The organism is Pseudomonas sp. FP2338 (assembly GCF_030687515.1).
GTDB lineage: Bacteria > Pseudomonadota > Gammaproteobacteria > Pseudomonadales > Pseudomonadaceae > Aquipseudomonas > Aquipseudomonas salomonii.
In genome coordinates this window covers 3,161,297-3,177,618 of the sequence record NZ_CP117436.1, presented here as the reverse complement: position 1 = coordinate 3,177,618, position 16,322 = coordinate 3,161,297, and the positions used below count along the sequence as shown (strand labels likewise).

The 16,322-nt window shown below is 59.6% G+C and carries 15 protein-coding genes; 7 read left to right on the top strand and 8 right to left on the bottom strand.

Annotated features, from left to right (window positions below):
* Positions 1 to 8 precede the first annotated feature (8 nt).
* The 5 genes from PSH96_RS14295 (at position 9) to PSH96_RS14275 (ending at position 5,349) form a co-directional block, all read left to right on the top strand.
* Positions 9 to 443 carry a hypothetical protein gene (locus tag PSH96_RS14295; RefSeq protein WP_305459872.1) on the top strand — a complete coding sequence of 145 codons (435 nt, stop codon included), beginning with the start codon at positions 9 to 11 and terminating at the stop codon, positions 441 to 443.
* A gap of 274 nt (positions 444 to 717) precedes the next feature.
* Positions 718 to 1,032, top strand: a complete 315-nt coding sequence (locus PSH96_RS14290) for a hypothetical protein (RefSeq protein ID WP_305459870.1) — start codon at positions 718 to 720, stop codon at positions 1,030 to 1,032.
* Between the two features lie 161 nt (positions 1,033 to 1,193).
* Positions 1,194 to 3,155, top strand: coding sequence for an FAD-dependent oxidoreductase (locus tag PSH96_RS14285; RefSeq protein WP_305459868.1), 1,962 nt, complete (start codon positions 1,194 to 1,196; stop codon positions 3,153 to 3,155).
* A 95-nt stretch (positions 3,156 to 3,250) separates the two neighbouring features.
* The gene (locus PSH96_RS14280; RefSeq protein ID WP_305459866.1) at positions 3,251 to 4,138 is read left to right on the top strand and encodes a nitrilase family protein; all 888 of its coding nucleotides are present in this window, start codon (positions 3,251 to 3,253) and stop codon (positions 4,136 to 4,138) included.
* Between the two features lie 14 nt (positions 4,139 to 4,152).
* On the top strand, positions 4,153 to 5,349 hold the full coding sequence (locus PSH96_RS14275; protein ID WP_305459865.1) for a hypothetical protein: 1,197 nt from the start codon (positions 4,153 to 4,155) through the stop codon (positions 5,347 to 5,349).
* Positions 5,350 to 5,447: 98 nt separating this feature from the next.
* Here the strand turns inward: PSH96_RS14275 and PSH96_RS14270 are convergent, their stop codons facing one another.
* From PSH96_RS14270 to PSH96_RS14240, 7 genes are all read right to left on the bottom strand, one after another.
* Positions 5,448 to 6,056 (bottom strand): dTMP kinase, encoded by a 609-nt coding sequence (locus tag PSH96_RS14270; protein WP_305459863.1) that lies wholly within the window; start codon positions 6,054 to 6,056, stop codon positions 5,448 to 5,450.
* A gap of 68 nt (positions 6,057 to 6,124) precedes the next feature.
* Positions 6,125 to 7,354 (bottom strand): phosphopentomutase, encoded by a 1,230-nt coding sequence (locus PSH96_RS14265; protein ID WP_305459861.1) that lies wholly within the window; start codon positions 7,352 to 7,354, stop codon positions 6,125 to 6,127.
* Positions 7,351 to 8,658: a thymidine phosphorylase gene (deoA, locus tag PSH96_RS14260; RefSeq protein ID WP_305459859.1), complete on the bottom strand. Its 1,308-nt coding sequence runs from the start codon at positions 8,656 to 8,658 to the stop codon at positions 7,351 to 7,353. The genes PSH96_RS14265 and deoA overlap by 4 nt, the downstream gene beginning before the upstream one ends.
* 10 nt (positions 8,659 to 8,668) lie before the next feature.
* Complete coding sequence (locus PSH96_RS14255) at positions 8,669 to 9,934, bottom strand: NupC/NupG family nucleoside CNT transporter (protein ID WP_017135630.1); 1,266 nt, start codon at positions 9,932 to 9,934, stop codon at positions 8,669 to 8,671.
* A 54-nt stretch (positions 9,935 to 9,988) separates the two neighbouring features.
* Complete coding sequence (locus tag PSH96_RS14250; RefSeq protein ID WP_177024411.1) at positions 9,989 to 10,387, bottom strand: cytidine deaminase; 399 nt, start codon at positions 10,385 to 10,387, stop codon at positions 9,989 to 9,991.
* A gap of 157 nt (positions 10,388 to 10,544) precedes the next feature.
* Entirely contained in the window at positions 10,545 to 11,873 is a 1,329-nt protein-coding gene (locus PSH96_RS14245) for an LLM class flavin-dependent oxidoreductase (protein WP_305459857.1), read from the bottom strand.
* Positions 11,870 to 12,841 carry an ABC transporter substrate-binding protein gene (locus PSH96_RS14240; RefSeq protein ID WP_305459855.1) on the bottom strand — a complete coding sequence of 324 codons (972 nt, stop codon included), beginning with the start codon at positions 12,839 to 12,841 and terminating at the stop codon, positions 11,870 to 11,872. The genes PSH96_RS14245 and PSH96_RS14240 overlap by 4 nt, the downstream gene beginning before the upstream one ends.
* 304 nt (positions 12,842 to 13,145) lie before the next feature.
* Here PSH96_RS14240 and PSH96_RS14235 point away from each other — a divergent pair, with 304 nt between their 5' ends.
* Positions 13,146 to 14,042, top strand: coding sequence for a LysR family transcriptional regulator (locus tag PSH96_RS14235; protein WP_305459853.1), 897 nt, complete (start codon positions 13,146 to 13,148; stop codon positions 14,040 to 14,042).
* Between the two features lie 144 nt (positions 14,043 to 14,186).
* Here PSH96_RS14235 and PSH96_RS14230 read toward each other — a convergent pair whose 3' ends face one another.
* Positions 14,187 to 15,128 (bottom strand): cupin, encoded by a 942-nt coding sequence (locus tag PSH96_RS14230; protein WP_305459851.1) that lies wholly within the window; start codon positions 15,126 to 15,128, stop codon positions 14,187 to 14,189.
* A 280-nt stretch (positions 15,129 to 15,408) separates the two neighbouring features.
* Between PSH96_RS14230 and PSH96_RS14225 the strand changes: the two genes are divergently transcribed.
* Positions 15,409 to 16,278, top strand: a complete 870-nt coding sequence (locus PSH96_RS14225) for an oxaloacetate decarboxylase (protein ID WP_056860037.1) — start codon at positions 15,409 to 15,411, stop codon at positions 16,276 to 16,278.
* The last annotated feature ends 44 nt before the right edge of the window (positions 16,279 to 16,322 follow it).

Sequence of the window (16,322 nt, the reverse complement as noted above, 5' to 3'; positions counted from 1 at the left end):
CATGTTTCATGACCAGTGCTACGGCGCTCGCGGATGAACTACCGCGTAGCGAGCAGTTAAAAGCATTCCGCGCTGCTGGATTTAACCAACAGACGTCGGAGTGCGAAATCGAGACAACAGGTGCCTACACGCCGGTAACCATGGAGCTGGTTAAGGACCTGAACGGTGACGGCCGGCCGGATGCGTTGATTACCGAAGGCAGCACTGACTGTTATGGACAAGCGGGCACAGGATTTTATCTAGTCAGTCAGCAGTCTGACGGCCACTGGAAACTCATGCTCAAAGAAAGCGGTGTCGCTGAGTTTCTCGCTAGCAAAGGCAGTAATGGTTGGCCTGATGTCGAGGTCGGCGGCCCAGGCTTTTGTTTCCCAGTACTGCGTTACGACGGGCAACGTTATCGATTTCACCACAGCGTTGGTGAACGGTGTGCTGACTCGCCGTAAACGTCCGATGGCCCAAGGGTCAAACGAAGGCAGGTCAGCGACGACGACGGAGGCTGTTTTTGAATCTGGCGCGCGGTGGTTCTAGGTTGCTTAGTGAAAAGCAGCCTCAGAGCCCTCAGGCCCGTATAGGGTTTTTCGCATAATGTATATTATGTTAAACCAGATGCTATGTTAGAAATGTTCATGAGGCTCATAAGGTACTGATTCGACAAACCTGCTTCTGACGTCCACCTGTTAACGGGCCATGTAGGTTGTGTTCATGGTGAGACATTGAATGAGGTGGCTGCCGAGTTCCATTCATCTACGTTCAACTCAAGCTCAGATACCGCGCTTACAATACTGCTGCGGCACATCTGCGCGCGATCCAGGCTTTATCTATGCCAAAAGCCGCGACCTCAATAAGGCGTTTACAGAGCGCTACCAAGTGCTGTCTGTGGACATTGAGTCTGCCGTGCAGAAAAAAATCTTCCTTCAAGGAGCAGTCGCACGCGATCCCCATATTTCTGGGCAACAAAACAGTCATCGATCTGCTGGAATGCGACCGCTACAACCACAACTGGAGTTTCGCGAACAATCGCTGTTTGCTTGATTGGACGCGAACCGACTTCGAGAGCTACTCGGCCTTCATCATTAACCCAACTAGCGGTCACCACAAAGATCTACCACCCCACCTCCTCCTCGCATCACTACATTCACCCGCCATTGCCAACGGTCCCTTCACCCGACCGAGCAGACTCTGGAGCGTGAACCATGACCATCGGATCCACCTACGACTACCCCGCCTTCGCCGCCAAGCACCTTACAGCACATGACACATCCTCTTGGCGAGGCCGTTTCCCCAGCCCTCCGGACTTGTGCTTCAACTACCGGAAATTGGTCGAGCAGGAACTCGGCATCGCCAAAGCGACCCAACCCGACTACAAGATCTGCATCGTCGGCGCTGGCGTAACCGGACTAACTGCTGCGCGTGAGTTGCTTCGCTGCGGATTCACCAACGTCACCTTATTGGAACAGTCGCGTCGCATTGGTGGGCGCCATCTATCGGTGCTCAACTTAGGCCAATCACTCCTGCTGGGGCAGACACCTTTTGAGATGGGTGCCATGCGCATGCCACTTTTCAATCAGGTCGGTGAATCGCCTTTAGACGGCCAATCCCTGATGGCCTACTACTGCAAACTCTTTGAACTGCGGCTATCCGATTTCCCCAACCCAGGCACACCGCATGTGCGCAGCACCGGTATTTACCTGCGTGAAGGGTTGCTTGAGGGGCAGCCTGAGCCGCAAATGCTGATCTGGAAAAACCCTCAAGGCCACACACCACCACCCACAGAAAAATTGCAGCAGGTGTATGCCAAGTGGCGCCAATTCGCTGATCAGATGACGCGACAAGTCGCGCAGAGCTATGGCACGCCACAGTGGGAATCTCTATGGGCCGCGATCGTCATCCGCTACCAGAACCTGTCCTTTCGCGACCTTGTGACGCTGGCAAGCGTTACGTGGAAGACCACTACCCCCGACGACTTTGGTGGGCTCGGCATGACCTCGGAAGAGTCCACCCTTTTCTATTCCATCGGTATCGGCGATGGCAGTTGGGGCGCGTTTTATGACGTGTGCTGCCTCTATCCCTTACGAACGGCGATTTTCGGCTTCAGCAGCCAACTGCAACTGGTGCACGGGCGCGTGGGCCCTAACGGCAACCCTACGCCGTCTCCGTATCTAGGGGAAACCACACTGAAAGACTGCAATGACTTGGCGTTCGACGCGCCACGTTATCTCGGCCTGGCAGCACTGGATGAGTGTTTGCTGTTTATGGAAACCAACGTCAACGGCCAGTCCTTTTATGATCACAGCCGGCAACGCGGCGCAGGTTTTCTCACCGACAGCTCGGTGACACGACTGACCAAGCTGGAAAACGGTCAAATCCGTGTGACTTACGACTGGCACGCCAGCAGCGCCAACGGCAAAACCGAACGCCATGAAGACTTCGACGCCGTGATCATGACGCTGCCGTCCTGGATCATCGAAACCCATATTCAACTGGAGAACTTCAATCAGGCCATGCTGCCGTACACCGTCACCAACGCTTACAAAACCGCTCACTGGGAAACCAGCTGCAAGGTCTACGCGCCGTTGAAAAAGAGCTTTCTGTCGAAAAACAAAAAGATCCCGCAGATCATGGTCACCGACAGTTTTATCCACGATGTGTACACCTACCGCTACCACGACACCTATCCCTATGACTGCATTTTGCTCAGTTACACCTGGGAGGATGACGCCACCAAACTGGCCGCCTTTGACGATCAAACGCTGATCAAGAAATGCGTCACGGAACTGGACCGTATCTTGTTGCGCAGCGCCAATATCAAAACGCCGATATCGCCCTATATCGACACAGAAAACGCCGTCGTTCAACGCTGGATGACTGACAAGAACGCGCTGGGCTGCGCCAAGCTGTATCGCGCAGGCACTTATTACGACGCGGTCAGCTTGATGCAGTACAACCGCGACTACGCCCATGTGTCCGGGCTCTACCTTGCAGGCGAATCGTTTTCCGTGGATGCCGGCTGGACCGAGCCCTGCCTGCGCGGCGCCGTCGACGCGGTGATCAACCTCTGCCACACCACCCAAGCAGCCTTCAATGGAGGGTTTAGCCTGGACGATTACCCACGCTATCAGGGGCAATCGTCAATACAGCAACAGCCTACGTTTTAAACGGAAACAACCTACTGACGCACAAGCAAAAAAGACTTCCTATTAAACGCCCACCCCTACAGGTGGGCTCAAAACAATAAAAAGAGGTCTAAAACATGAACGACTCTACAAGTCCCGTACGCGTCGCCGTTGTGCAATTCGATCCGCAAGTCGGCACACAAAACCGCCCCGCCAATCTGGAGACCAGCCTCAGCCTTGCGCTGCAAGCGGTGAACAATGGTGCCAACCTGATTGTGCTGCCCGAGTTGGCCAACACCGGGTATCTATTCAACAATCGCCAGGATGCCTATCTCCATTCCGAACCCGTTCCAGACGGCCCCAGCATCCAGGCCTGGATGGATTTTGCACAGTTTCACCAGGTGTATCTGGTGGCCGGTTTGGCTGAACGTGACGGCATGCAACTGTTCGATACGGCTGTGCTGCTGGGGCCAGAGGGCCTGATCGGTAAGTACCGCAAGGCCCACCTGTGGAACAAGGAAAAGCTTTGGTTCACTCCCGGCAACCTCGGTTTCCCAGTGTTCGAAACACCCATCGGCCGCATCGGCTTGCTGATCTGCTGGGACATCTGGTTCCCCGAAGTGCCACGCATATTGACCCAGCAAGGCGCCGATATTATTTGCAGCCTGAACAACTGGGTGTGGACGCCGCCGCCGTTGTTCGACGAAGCCGGCAAATGCATGGCCTCGTACTTGACCATGACTGCCGCCCACGTCAACAACGTGTTTATTGCGGCCGCCAACCGCATCGGCGAAGAACAGGACGCGCGTTACCTCGGCTGCTCGTTGATTGCCGGCACCAATGGCTGGCCTATCGGCAAGGTCGCCTCACCCAACGAACAAGCGATTATTTACGCTGACATCGACCTCTCCAGCGCCCGCAGCGCACCGATCTGGAACAGCCTGAACGACCTGCAGCGCGATCGTCGGGCGGACCTCTATGACAGCATGCTCGGCTATCGCCATCACCCGTGCCTGCCACGCTGACGGGGGGTGGGAATATGGACGTCAAACCAACAAAAACGTCGTCTGACTCATCGGTTCGCCACCTTGTCATCCTGATCCTGGCCTCCCTCACCCTGGTCGTGTCGCTCACGGGATTGTCAGTGGCTTACTCCACATCGGCGCCGGTGCTCTGGCCCAGCTACAACGACATGATGGCCAGCCTGCCCGCACCGACCGCGTGGTTGCGCTGGGTGGTCGGCGATATCAGTGAAGTGGCGTTTTACAAACACGAGTTTGCGTCAATCGGCTTGCTGCTCGGTGGCGCTTTCGGTTACTGGACCAGTCGTTATGCCCAAGGTTGGCAAGGTTTCAGCATCGCCTACGGCACGGGGCTTTGGCCTTGGTTGGTGACCAGCTCATTGCTGGGGCTGTTACTGAGCAATGCACTCTGGGGCTGGACACTGACGGCTGACGCTTGGCAACCGACGTTCGCTGCCTTTGTATCACTGCCGGCGGCCATGGTGCTGTTGTTTGGCGGAGGTTGGAAGGTCACGCTCAATGGTGCCCTACTCGGCGCGCTCCTGGTGACGCCAAGCTGCCTGTTGATGGTCAACTTTTTATGCATCCCGTTGGGCTTGCCGGTGGTGATTGGCAATGTGTTGGGTATGGCTTTAGGCAGTGTGGTGGCATTTTTATTGTGCCGTGCAATACCGATGCTGGTTAGTCGTACACCTGAAGCCGAGGTCAGCATTCCTCCCGCTACACCTCTGAGAACACCCGATTACGGCCTACGCTGGACGTTACGTCGTGTACTGGCAGACTTTTCCGAGGCGCCTTTTTTCGGAAATGAGTGGGCCAGTCTGGGTTTGCTCGCGGGTGTGTTACTGGCTTACTCGCTCAATCCCCTAAGCCCCGCCTATGGATCGGGCTGGGTACTGCATCTGGTGGCAGGCCAGGCGCTGACCTCACTGCTGGGCATCCTGCTGTGGCGACAGCAATGGCGTAAGCGCGGTTGGTACCCGACCTATGTGCCCTTGGTGTCGGTGGTGCCTGCTGCTGTGCTGACCTATGGCGGCAGCACGACGGTCATTGTGCTCAGCGCGGTGCTGGGCGCGCTGATTGCGCCGCCGTTGGCGTGCGCGATTGCGGGCCGGTTGCCGAGTTACCTGCATCCGTATATTGGTAATGTGCTGTCGATGGCGATCAGTACGGCGTTGATTGTTCCTGCCATCGGCTTACTGATCGCGGATTGATCCAGGGCGATGGGCGAGTATCTTAGTGAGGCTCGCCCATCTGCATCTCTGGTGGAAACACAGGCATCAACCAACCGGATCGCCACAAACAAAACATCTCAAAGAACAGCATAAATCTCAGCAACCACCTGCCCCGTCGCCTGTTCAATCGCCCCCTCATTACGGCACAAAACCCAACCCTGCTCTTGCGCCGCTCGCACGAACGCCTGGGTACATTCGACATGCTCCTGCAGCGTATGGATCAACGTACTGCCCAACCCGCGCCGTCGTTGCGCGGCCCTCGACCATGAAACCTCGGGGTCGGTGATAACGCCCACATGCAGGTCCGGCACTTGCACGTGTCGGTCCAGGTTTAACTGCAATATGTCTGCGAACGGGACTGTCCGGCGAAACGCGGCATCTGAAGGGTACCAACGGTCTATCAGGATGATGCTGTCGGCTGGCTGTTTAGTCAGCACGTGCCGGGAAATCCAGAGTCGGCTATCCGCAAAGCGCTCACACACTCTCCACTCCGAATCATCGGTGGGGTTTCTGGCGTGTGTGTTGACCAGGGCCATGGTCTCAGCCCTGTAGGGATCGCTTTTTCTTTCGCAAAGACGGATCACTTTTTTGTTGTCTGCCCGCAGTGCTTGGGTGACGGCTTCCAACAGCGTAGTTTTACCCGTGCCTTTGGGCCCATCCAGGGAAACAAATAATGGACGATTCATGCTTCACGTAATGATGGATAAGTGATGAGCACCTTAACTTAGTTTGAAGGCGATGACGCTTGGCGATGCTATGGCTCACGCAGCAAAAAGGAAGCCCCCCACGCCAACGGTTCCAACCCCAAATGCACCGCCAGCGTCTGGCCGATATCGGCAAAGCTGGCTCGCTCGCCCAACCAGCCCGCCGCCACGCCTGCACCATAAGCCAGTACGGGCACATGCTCGCGGGTATGGTCGCTGCCCGGGCGCGAGGGGTCGCAGCCGTGGTCGGCGCTGATCATCAGCAACGTTTGCGGGTCCATCAACGCCAGTAATTCCGGTAGCCTGCGGTCGAACGCTTCCAGCGCGGCAGCGTAACCGGCCAGGTCTCGGCGGTGCCCGTAGAGCATGTCGAAGTCGACGAAGTTGGCAAACACCAGGCTGTTGTCGGGTGCTTCCCGGTAGGCCCTGAGCGTGGCGTCGAACAGCGCGTCGTTGCCATCGGCCTTGTACAAGCGGCTGATGCCTCGGTGAGCGAAAATATCGCCGATCTTGCCCACCGCATGCACGCTGCCGCCGGCGTCACAGAGGCTGTCCAGCAACGTCGCTGACGGTGGCGGCACGGTGTAGTCGCGGCGATTGCCGGTGCGGCGGAACTGGCCTGCGTGCTCGCCGGTGAACGGTCGGGCAATAACCCTGCCGACCGTGTATTCATCACATAAAGTACGGGCGATTTCACACACCCGGTACAGCGCTTCAAGGCCAAAATGGCTTTCATGGGCGGCGATTTGCATCACGCTGTCGGCCGAGGTGTAGCAGATCGGCTGTTGGCTGCGGATGTGCAATTCACCCAAATCATCCAGCACCGTGGTGCCCGAGGCGTGGCAATTGCCCAGGATACCCGGCAACCCTGCCCGCTCAATCAGGTCCGCCAGCAGTTGCGGAGGAAAGGACTCGGTCGGTTGCTCGAAATAACCCCAGTCGAACAACACCGGTACACCCATCATTTCCCAATGCCCGGACGGCGTGTCCTTGCCGGATGATTGCTCGCGCGCATGGCCAAAGGCGCCGATCGGTGCCACGTCGCCCCAATTGCCTGGCAACGGTCCATTGCCACTGGCCGCCGCTGCGGCGCCCAATCCCAATTGGCCCAGATTCGGCAGGTTCAAAGGTCCACGTCGCAATGGCCCATCGGCCTCACCACGGGCACAGGCTTCGGCGATATGGCGCAAGGTGTCGGCGCCGGTATCGCCAAACAGCGCGGCGTCCGCACTCGCCCCTATGCCCAATGAGTCCAGCACCAACACAATGGCCTTGCTCATAGGATTGCCTGGATCAATTCGCGCGCGGCCGGGCTTGCACCGCCTAGCCGATACGCTGCGCGCAAGGCGGATGCGCCCTGCCCGGCCTGCTCTTGGGTGCGCGCGTGAACCCAGCCCAGCGGTCGTTGCGCGCTCACGTGTTCGCCGACAAAGGCCAACTCGCTGAAGCCCACGGACAGGTCCAGCACGTCGTCCGGATGGCTGCGTCCACCGCCCAATGTCACCACCGCCAAACCCACCGCTCGGGTGTCGATCTCGGTGACACAGCCCTCCTCCTCGGCCCACACCGGCACCGACACGACAGCCTTGGGTAAAAACTCATCGGGGGTAAGGGTAAAACCCTGCGGGCCGCCCAGCGCAACCACCATCTGTTCAAATCGCTGCAAGGCCGCGCCGCTCTGCCAGGCTTGAAGCAATTGATCACGGGCCTGAGCCTCGTCCCTCGCCAGGCCGGCCATCGTCAGTGCCTGGGTGGCCAGCGCCAACGTCACCGCCCACAGGCGCTCGCTGCGCACCTCGCCTTTGAGCAGGGCTACCGCTTCAGCCACTTCCAGGGCATTGCCGGCACTGCGGGCCAGCGGCTGGTCCATGTCGGTGATCAGGGCGCGGGTATTGACCCCGGCACCGTTGGCCACTGCGACGATGCTGGCGGCGAGTGCTCGCGCCTGCTCAGGCTCAGCCATAAAGGCGCCGTTGCCGGTCTTCACATCCATGATCAATACATCGAGGCCGGCGGCGAGTTTCTTGCCGAGGATCGACGCGGTGATCAGGTCTATCGACTCCACCGAACCCGTCACATCACGGATCACGTACAAGCGCTTGTCCGCCGGCGCGAGGTTGGCGGTCTGGCCGATGATCGCGCAGCCGACTTCAGCCACCACCGCACGCAGGCGTTCGGTGCTGGGGTGGCAGTCGTAGCCGGGGATGCTTTCGAGCTTGTCCAGGGTGCCGCCGGTATGCCCCAGGCCGCGCCCGGAGATCATCGGCACGTAACAGCCGCAGGCGGCCAGCAAGGGCGCGAGCAACAAGCTGATCATGTCGCCGACGCCGCCAGTGGAATGCTTGTCGACGATCGGCCCCGGCAATTCCCACTTCAGTGTCTGGCCGGAGTCGCGCATTGCCTCGGTCAAGGCAATGCGCTCGCTCACGTCCATGCCCTTGATGAACACCGCCATGGCGAACGCCGCCACTTGCCCATCGCTGAGGCTACCGTCGGCAATGCCGGCGACGAACCGTTGAATGTCGATAGCGGCCAGGGCATGCCCGTCGCGCTTACGGCGAATCACTTCTTGTGGCAACCACATACTGTGCTCCTTACAGCGAAATGAAAAAGCCGACGATCGCCGCGCTCATCAGGTTGGAAAGCGTGCCGCCGATCATGGCCCGCAGGCCCAGCCGCGCCAGTTCTTGACGCCGTTGCGGGGCGATACCCGTGAGGCCGCCCAGTTGGATGGCAATCGAGGACAGGTTGGCAAAGCCGCACAGGGCGAAGGTGACGATCACTTGGGTGTGTGCCGACAACAACGGCACCCCGGCTGCGGCGGCCTTGTCTGCGGTCAGGTAATTGGCCAGGTCGGCATAGGCGACGAACTCGTTGAGCACCAGTTTTTCCCCGATAAAGCCGCCGGCCAGCACCGCTTCATGCCACGGCACCCCGAGCAGAAACGCGATGGGCGCCAACACGTGCCCGAGCACCAGTTGCAAGGTCAGCTGCGGGTAGCCGAACCAGTTGCCCGCCCAGCCCAGCAGCCCGTTGAACAAGGCGATCAACGCGATAAACGAAAGCAGCATCGCGCCCACCGCCAAGGCCAGGCGCAAGCCGACCTGTGCGCCCTCGGCCGCCGCGTCGATGATATTGGTCGGCCGATTCTCGGCCTGCCCCAGCTCTTCAATCACCTCGTCGGTGCGCGCCGCTTCGGTTTCCGGCTCCATAAGCTTGGCCATTAACAACGCCCCAGGCGCCGACATGAAACATGCGGCGATCAGGTACTTGAGTTCCACCCCGAGCCCGGCGTAACCGAGCAGCACCGAACCTGCCACCGCGGCAAAACCACCGACCATCACCGCGAACAACTCAGAGCGCGTCAGCTTGGCAATGAACGGCCTTACCACCAGCGGCACCTCCGACTGGCCAATGAAAATCGCCGACGTCACCACCATCGACTCAACCCGACTGGTACCCAGCAACAGGCGCAGGCCGCCGCCCACCAGCCGGATAATCCAGCCCATCACGCCGATGTAATACAGCACCGAGATAAAGCTGCCGAAGAACACAATCATCGGCAACACCCGGATAGCGAATACAAACCCGCCATTGCCGAACACTTCAAACATATGCGGCGAACTCAAACCGCCGAACAGAAACTCGATACCTTTGTTGGCATACAGCTGCAGCGAGGCTACCGCGCCCGATAGCGCGGCGAGCACCGTCTGGCCCCAGGGCACGTACAGCGCAAAAGCGCCGATCAACACCTGGATCACAAAGGCGACCGAGACCGTGCGCCAGTTGATCGAGCGTCGCTGGTGGGATAAAGCAATGGCAATGACAATAAGGGTCGCTATTCCGACAAGACTGATCATGCAGGCGTCTCAACAAGGGACCAAGCGGACGCAGGCCGGTTGGCCTGCCCAGGATTAGAAAGCGTCGAAGGCGCCCGGCAGCAATTGCGCCAGGGTCCAGGTACGGGTGGCGGCCGGGTCACTGCCCTGGCAAATCACCACTGCATCCTTGGCCATCAACTCCAGCATCACCTGGCGGCAGGCACCGCAAGGGCTTATCAGTGAAACGTTGGGTGCGTAAACCGCGATTGCCCTGAAACTGCCCGGCGCATGGCCCTGGCTGATGGCACTGAACAAAGCGCTGCGTTCGGCACAATTGGTCAGCCCGTAGGAGATGTTCTCCACGTTGCAGCCCAATACGACCTCACCGTCGGCGGTCAGCAACGCCGCGCCGACCGGAAATTTGGAATAAGGCGAATACGTACGCTCGGCCGCCCGCTTGGCCTGTTCCATCAAACGCTGTTCAATTGTCATTTACAGGGTGCATCCCATTTTTTGCGAGCACGTCCAGGACGGTCGTGACGCTCTTATGGGTGTTATTAAAATAACATTTGATGTGAATACTCAATCTTTATTTTTGCCCAGACACAAAAGCACCAAACGGTGCCGCCATGCTGGGCGTCGGTGCACGTCACTCAACTTTGTGTGCAACCCTCGGAATCTTTAGGCCAAGGCTTTCGCGCAACGTCGTACCTTCATACGCCGCGCGATACACACCGCGTTCCTGCAATAACGGAATGACTTCCCGGGTAAACCGCGTGAACTGCCCCGGATGCCCAATATAAATATTGAACCCATCCACCGCCCGCGCCTCCAGCCAATCCGCCATTTTCTGCGCAACAGTATCCGCCGTCCCCACAAACGCCCCCGGCCGCAGTTGCCGGCCAAATTCCACCGCCTGACGCAAGGTAAACCCCTTCTCCCGCGCCTGATCGGCAATGCGCTTGGCATTGGTAAAAAAGCTGCTGCGTGCAGCTTCCAGGCTCTCCTGCGGAAACGGCGCATTCAAGTCGTATTGGCTGAAATCATGCCAGCCAAAATTACGCCCGAACTCCTTCAACGCCAGCTCAAAGCTGTGATCGACCTGGTGGTAGTACTGCTCGATTTCACGCGCATGCGCGTCAGTGTCACCGACATAGATCTCCGCGCCGGGCATCACCAGCAATTGCTCCGGAGCGCGCCCGTGTTGCAGCGCCCTGCCCTTTATGTCCCGGTAAAACGCCTGGCCCTGTTCGATGCTGGCGGCGTGGGTGAAGATCACATCCGCCGTAGCGGCGCCGAGGTCGCGGCCTTGTTCCGAGTCACCGGCCTGGAAGATCACCGGCTGGCCCTGGGGCGAGCGTTGGATATTCAGCGGGCCGACCACGGAAAAGTGCTCGCCCTTGTGGTTCAGGCTGTGCAGTTTGCTCGGGTCGAGGAACTGGCCTGTCGCACGGTCGCGCACGAAGGCGTCATCCTCGTAGGAATTCCACAAGCCCTGCACCACTTGGACGTGTTCGGCGGCGCGGCCGTAGCGGGTGTCGTAGTCGTAATGCTCGTCGCGGCTGTAATTGCCGGCCGTGCCGGCATCGCCGCTGGTGACCACGTTCCAGCCGGCGCGGCCTTTGCTGATCAGGTCCAGGGAGGCCAAACGCCGTGCCACGTTGTAGGGCGAGTTGTAGGACGTTGTCAGCGTGCCGACCAAGCCGATATGCCGTGTGCTGACGGCCAGTGCCGACAACAGTGTCAGCGGTTCCAGGCGATTGAGGTAATGGGACGGCGAGCCGGGCGTGATGAACTGGCTGTCGACGATAAACATCAAGTCGAACAACGCGGCCTCGGCCTGGCGGGCAATGTCGATGTACCAGTCGACGTTGACGCTGGCATCGGCCGGTAACTCGGGATCAAGCCACAGGTTGTGGCGGCCCGGCCCGCCGCAGCCCATCGTCAGGGCGCCAAGTTTCAGCTGTCTTTTAGTCATTGATTAAGTGTTCCTTGAAGCGTTTTGGCCACGGCGGGTTGCAAAGCGGCCGCGAATGAGTCGTCAAACAGGCTGGCCGCCGAATAGGATTTGACCAGGCCCTGGCTGGCAAAAAAGTCCACGGTCTTTTGCGCTTCCATCGGCGACTGGGCCGTGACCGGCTCGACCGTGGTGCGCGCGCGGGCAAACCAGGCGCGGGCGATGTCGGCATCGGCGCGGGTGCGTTTGGCCCAGGCATCCGCATACGCGTCGGCATTGGCCGGGTTTTGGCGGGTCCAGTCGCGGGCTTTTTTCAGGCGCTGGAGAAAATCACTGATTGGCGCACGCTTGGCCTCGATAGCCTTGGCGTTGGCGGCGATGAAACTCTGGGCCGGGATCAACCCCTCAGCCGTCGCCAGCACCCGCGCGCCTTGGCGTTCCTGCTGGGTAACGTAAGGTTCCCAGGTGGCGATCACATCGACAGAGCCGCCTTCCAGCGCATGGGAAGCATCCAGCGCGCTGAGGTAGCGCAGTTCCAGCGAGTCACGTGGCACGCCGGCTTTGTCCAGCGCCGTCATCAGCAACTGCTGGCTCCAGGAGCCTTTCCAGACGGCCGCGCGCTTGCCGGCAAGGTCCGCAAGGCTGTGGATCGAGGAGTCTTTTCTGACCAGAATCGCCACGCCCTCGAGGTTCTGTCGGCTGATGCCAATCACTTTGATCGGCGCGCCAAGTGCGCCCAGGAACAGCACCGGCGCATCCCCCAGCAGGCCGATGTCCAGGCTGTTGGCATTCAGCGCTTCGGCGACGGGCGAGCCGGCGGTGAATTGCTTCCATTCCAGCGTGTAAGGCAGATCGTTGAGCACCCCCGCCGCTTCCATCACGGCCTGGGCGTTGTAGCTTTGATCGCCCACCACCAGCGTTTGCGCGTGCACAGTCAGGCATAGCAAGGCGGCCGTCATGCCGGCCGCCAGTGTTGTCAGGTAACGCACGTTTTTCTCCAAATGCCTGTTTATAAGGAGGGAGAAGATGAGGGACTGATCACGCGGTGTAAAATACTGATAATGCATATCCTAATTCTATAAGAATGCGGAATATGCATTTTATAGGCGTGGTTGTGTTCGCAGCTCAGGGGCCGGTATTGCGTAATTCGCGGCACCACCGACACTGGCTTGAGTCCACCCATCCCCAGATGCACCGCTCGCGGCGCCAAACAAGCGGGCCCCGTGCCCGTGGCGGTGCCTGACCACAGCCGGTAACCTGAGCGCTCACCCACGCTGACCATCGAGGCGGCACTTGGATTATTTCGCTGCGCTAACCGCCTTTGTCGAGGCCGCCGAAGGCAATAATTTTTCCCGGGCGGCTGAGCGACTGGGCATCAAGGCATCCACGGTCTCGCGCTACGTGAAGGACCTTGAGCAGGATTTGGGCATCGCCCTGTTCAACCGCTCGACACGCACGCTGCACCTGACCGAAGGCGGCCAGACGTTTCTGCTGCACGCCCGCCGTGTGCTGGATGAGCTTGAGCAAGCCAAGGCCGCCACCTCGGCGCTCAACCAGCAACCCCGTGGGGTGCTCAAACTCAATTTGCCGCCGGCGTTTGCCCGTCACCATATCCTGCCGGTCTTGAACCTGTTCCTGGCGCGCTACCCGCAAATCAAGCTGGAATTGGTACTGGATAACGCCCAGGTCAACCTGATCCATTCAGGCGTTGACCTGGCGATTCGGATTGGCGCCCTGCCCGACTCCACGCTCAAGGCGCGCAAGATCTGCACGGGAAAGTACCTGCTGGTGGCCAGCCCGGGGTTTTGTGCGCAGCACGCGGCCCCGGCGACACCGGCAGACCTGGCCGGCCTGCCGGCCATCCTGAGCCTCCATGATGTTGCCTTCGAGGCCGGTGGTGAAGTGTTGCCGCTGGTATACGGCGACTGTATCCGTATCAACGACCTGGACGCGCAACTGCTCGCTGCACGCCAAGGCCTGGGCTTTGCCTTGCTGCCGGATTGGCTGGTGAGCAAAAGCCTTGAGGCGGGTGAGCTACAGGTGTGGCTGCCGCACTGGAACATCCTGGGGGCTGAACAGGCGTTTGCGGTGTGGTTTGTCTACCCGCCCAAGCGCATCGTGTCGTCCAAGGTGCGCTGTTTTATCGACTTTATCGTCGAACAGCTGGGCGAAACGCCGTATTGGAAATAGGGCCGACCTGAATGGCTGGCACTAAAGCAAAACCTGTGGGAGCTGGCTTGCCTGCGATGCAAGCAGCTCGGCACATCAGGCATACCGAGTTGATGCAATCGCAGGCAAGCCAGCTCCCACAGAAAAGCAGATATTCATTTGCGTTCAGCTGAAGCGGATATCCAGCGCCCGCAGGTAGGTTTGCAGCCCGGCGTCCTGGATCGGGATCAGGAATGCCTCGGTGTCCGATTCGTTGAAATGCGCATGCCAATAACCCGGCGGCGTTACGAACGCCAAGCCTGGCGACCAGTCAACCCGCACCGGGTTGCGGATCTGGCCGTCGGCGTCCAACTCCGTACCCACCAGTGAATAACAGCCCTTGGGGCAGTCGATGATGAAGTCCAGCGCAATCGACTGGTGCCGGTGCGGCTTCTGGATCGAGCCCGGCGGCAGAATGCCGTACATGGCCCAAAGCACATGCGTGACGGTTCGGGTCTGGGGGAAGTTGCGGTTGCCGAGCAAAATGCTGATGCGGCTGCGGTCCTGGGCGCGGGGGTCATCCGCGGCTTCCCGCAGCTTCTGGTTGGCCAGCGCGGCGGGATACAGCGTCGGCACGAAGCGATCAGCGCTGCGCGTCACGCCCAGGTAGCGCAACAGCGGTTCATCATGCACGTAGTACAGGCGTGCATCCTGTGACGCAGTGAAACGCGCGGGCTGCAGGCCAGGCAGCGCGATAAAGCAACCGCTGGACCATTGGATATCATGCTCGCCCTGCACCACCCGGCCCTCGCCTGCGATGACATAAAACACCTGTGAGGTCGCATTGGGGTGCAGGTCCAGGGCATCACCGGCGTTCAAGCGAATAAAGTTGGCACACAACCCCGGCCCGGTCGCCGGGCCGTCACAGCCCAACGCGTCGCTGAGGTCCAGCGCGACCACCCGCGAGGCGCCGCTGTCGTACAACGAGGCCGGGAAGCTGTGGTAGGGAATGCGGGTAATCAGGTTGGCACTGAGCGGGTTGGCCGCCTTGCTGTATTCGAAGTACTCGGCGTCCACTTGCTCGTTTGGCACTGCATCGGTCAGGTCGGGTTTGAATTCGCGGTTCATCAATCACCTCAGGCTTGGGCGGGTTTGAATCCACTATAGGCAGTGCGTCTGCAGGAATTAAGCACTGCGTCGGCACAGCAGTTGTGCAGGATGGGGCGGCTCTGCCCTGTGACGGTGCAATCGGCCTGTCCAGCGCCTGAGTGTGAACCGATGATCCATGTATTCGGCGTGTATCTCATGCTCAAACGTCATAATCCCCGGTTCCTCTGCGTGGTAATCTTGGCGCCACCACGAATAGACATTGATCGTCACATGACGATGACCAAAGCCAGGAAAGAACATGCCAAAGATTTCTCACTCAGCGTTGCGCCGCAACTTCCGTGAACTGCTTGCAAAACACATCTGCGTTGAAACCGCCTCCGTCTTCGACCCCATGTCCGCGCGCATCGCCGCCGACCTGGGTTTTGAAGTCGGCATCCTCGGTGGTTCGGTTGCCTCGTTGCAGGTACTGGCAGCCCCCGATTTTGCGTTGATCACACTGAGTGAGTTCGTTGAACAGGCCACCCGCATCGGCCGCGTCGCCCAACTGCCGTTTATTGCCGACGCCGACCACGGTTACGGCAATGCGCTGAACGTGATGCGCACGGTCGAAGAGCTTGAGCGTGCCGGTGTTGCCGCGCTGACCATTGAAGACACGCTGTTGCCGGCGCAATTCGGGCGTAAATCCACCGATTTGATTTCCGTGGAGGAAGGCATCGGTAAAGTGAAAGCCGCGCTGGAAGCGCGTGTCGACCCTGAACTGTCGATCATCGCCCGCACTAACGCCGGTGTGCTGCCCACCGAAGATGTCATCGCACGCACCAAGGCCTATGAGAAAGCCGGTGCCGACGGCATTTGCATGGTCGGCGTCAAAGACTTCGACCACCTTGAGCAGATCGCCGCCAACCTGACGGTGCCGTTGATGCTGGTGACCTACGGCAACCCGCAGCTCAATGACAGCGAGCGCCTGGCGGCCCTGGGCGTGCGCATTGTGGTGGCCGGCCACGGTGCTTACTTCGCGTCGATCAAGGCCACTTACGACAGCCTGCGCGCCCAGCGCAAGCTGACCAGCAGCACCTCCAACCTCAGTGCTACTGAGCTGACCCATACCTACACATTGCCGGAAAGCTATGTGGCGTGGGCTGAAGAGTTCATGGACGTCAAAGAGTAATTGCCGCAACGGTGCTGATTGTTGCAATCAGCACCGGATGCACG

Coding starts and splice junctions, on each gene's coding strand:
- PSH96_RS14245 (WP_305459857.1), bottom strand. CDS start 11,873: ATGACTAAAAGACAGCTGAAACTTGGCGCCCTGACGATGGGCTGCGGC.
- PSH96_RS14290 (WP_305459870.1), top strand. CDS start 718: ATGAGGTGGCTGCCGAGTTCCATTCATCTACGTTCAACTCAAGCTCAG.
- PSH96_RS14225 (WP_056860037.1), top strand. CDS start 15,409: ATGCCAAAGATTTCTCACTCAGCGTTGCGCCGCAACTTCCGTGAACTG.
- PSH96_RS14280 (WP_305459866.1), top strand. CDS start 3,251: ATGAACGACTCTACAAGTCCCGTACGCGTCGCCGTTGTGCAATTCGAT.
- PSH96_RS14285 (WP_305459868.1), top strand. CDS start 1,194: ATGACCATCGGATCCACCTACGACTACCCCGCCTTCGCCGCCAAGCAC.
- PSH96_RS14275 (WP_305459865.1), top strand. CDS start 4,153: ATGGACGTCAAACCAACAAAAACGTCGTCTGACTCATCGGTTCGCCAC.
- PSH96_RS14265 (WP_305459861.1), bottom strand. CDS start 7,354: ATGAGCAAGGCCATTGTGTTGGTGCTGGACTCATTGGGCATAGGGGCG.
- PSH96_RS14255 (WP_017135630.1), bottom strand. CDS start 9,934: ATGATCAGTCTTGTCGGAATAGCGACCCTTATTGTCATTGCCATTGCT.
- PSH96_RS14270 (WP_305459863.1), bottom strand. CDS start 6,056: ATGAATCGTCCATTATTTGTTTCCCTGGATGGGCCCAAAGGCACGGGT.
- PSH96_RS14230 (WP_305459851.1), bottom strand. CDS start 15,128: ATGAACCGCGAATTCAAACCCGACCTGACCGATGCAGTGCCAAACGAG.
- PSH96_RS14295 (WP_305459872.1), top strand. CDS start 9: ATGACCAGTGCTACGGCGCTCGCGGATGAACTACCGCGTAGCGAGCAG.
- PSH96_RS14250 (WP_177024411.1), bottom strand. CDS start 10,387: ATGACAATTGAACAGCGTTTGATGGAACAGGCCAAGCGGGCGGCCGAG.
- deoA (WP_305459859.1), bottom strand. CDS start 8,658: ATGTGGTTGCCACAAGAAGTGATTCGCCGTAAGCGCGACGGGCATGCC.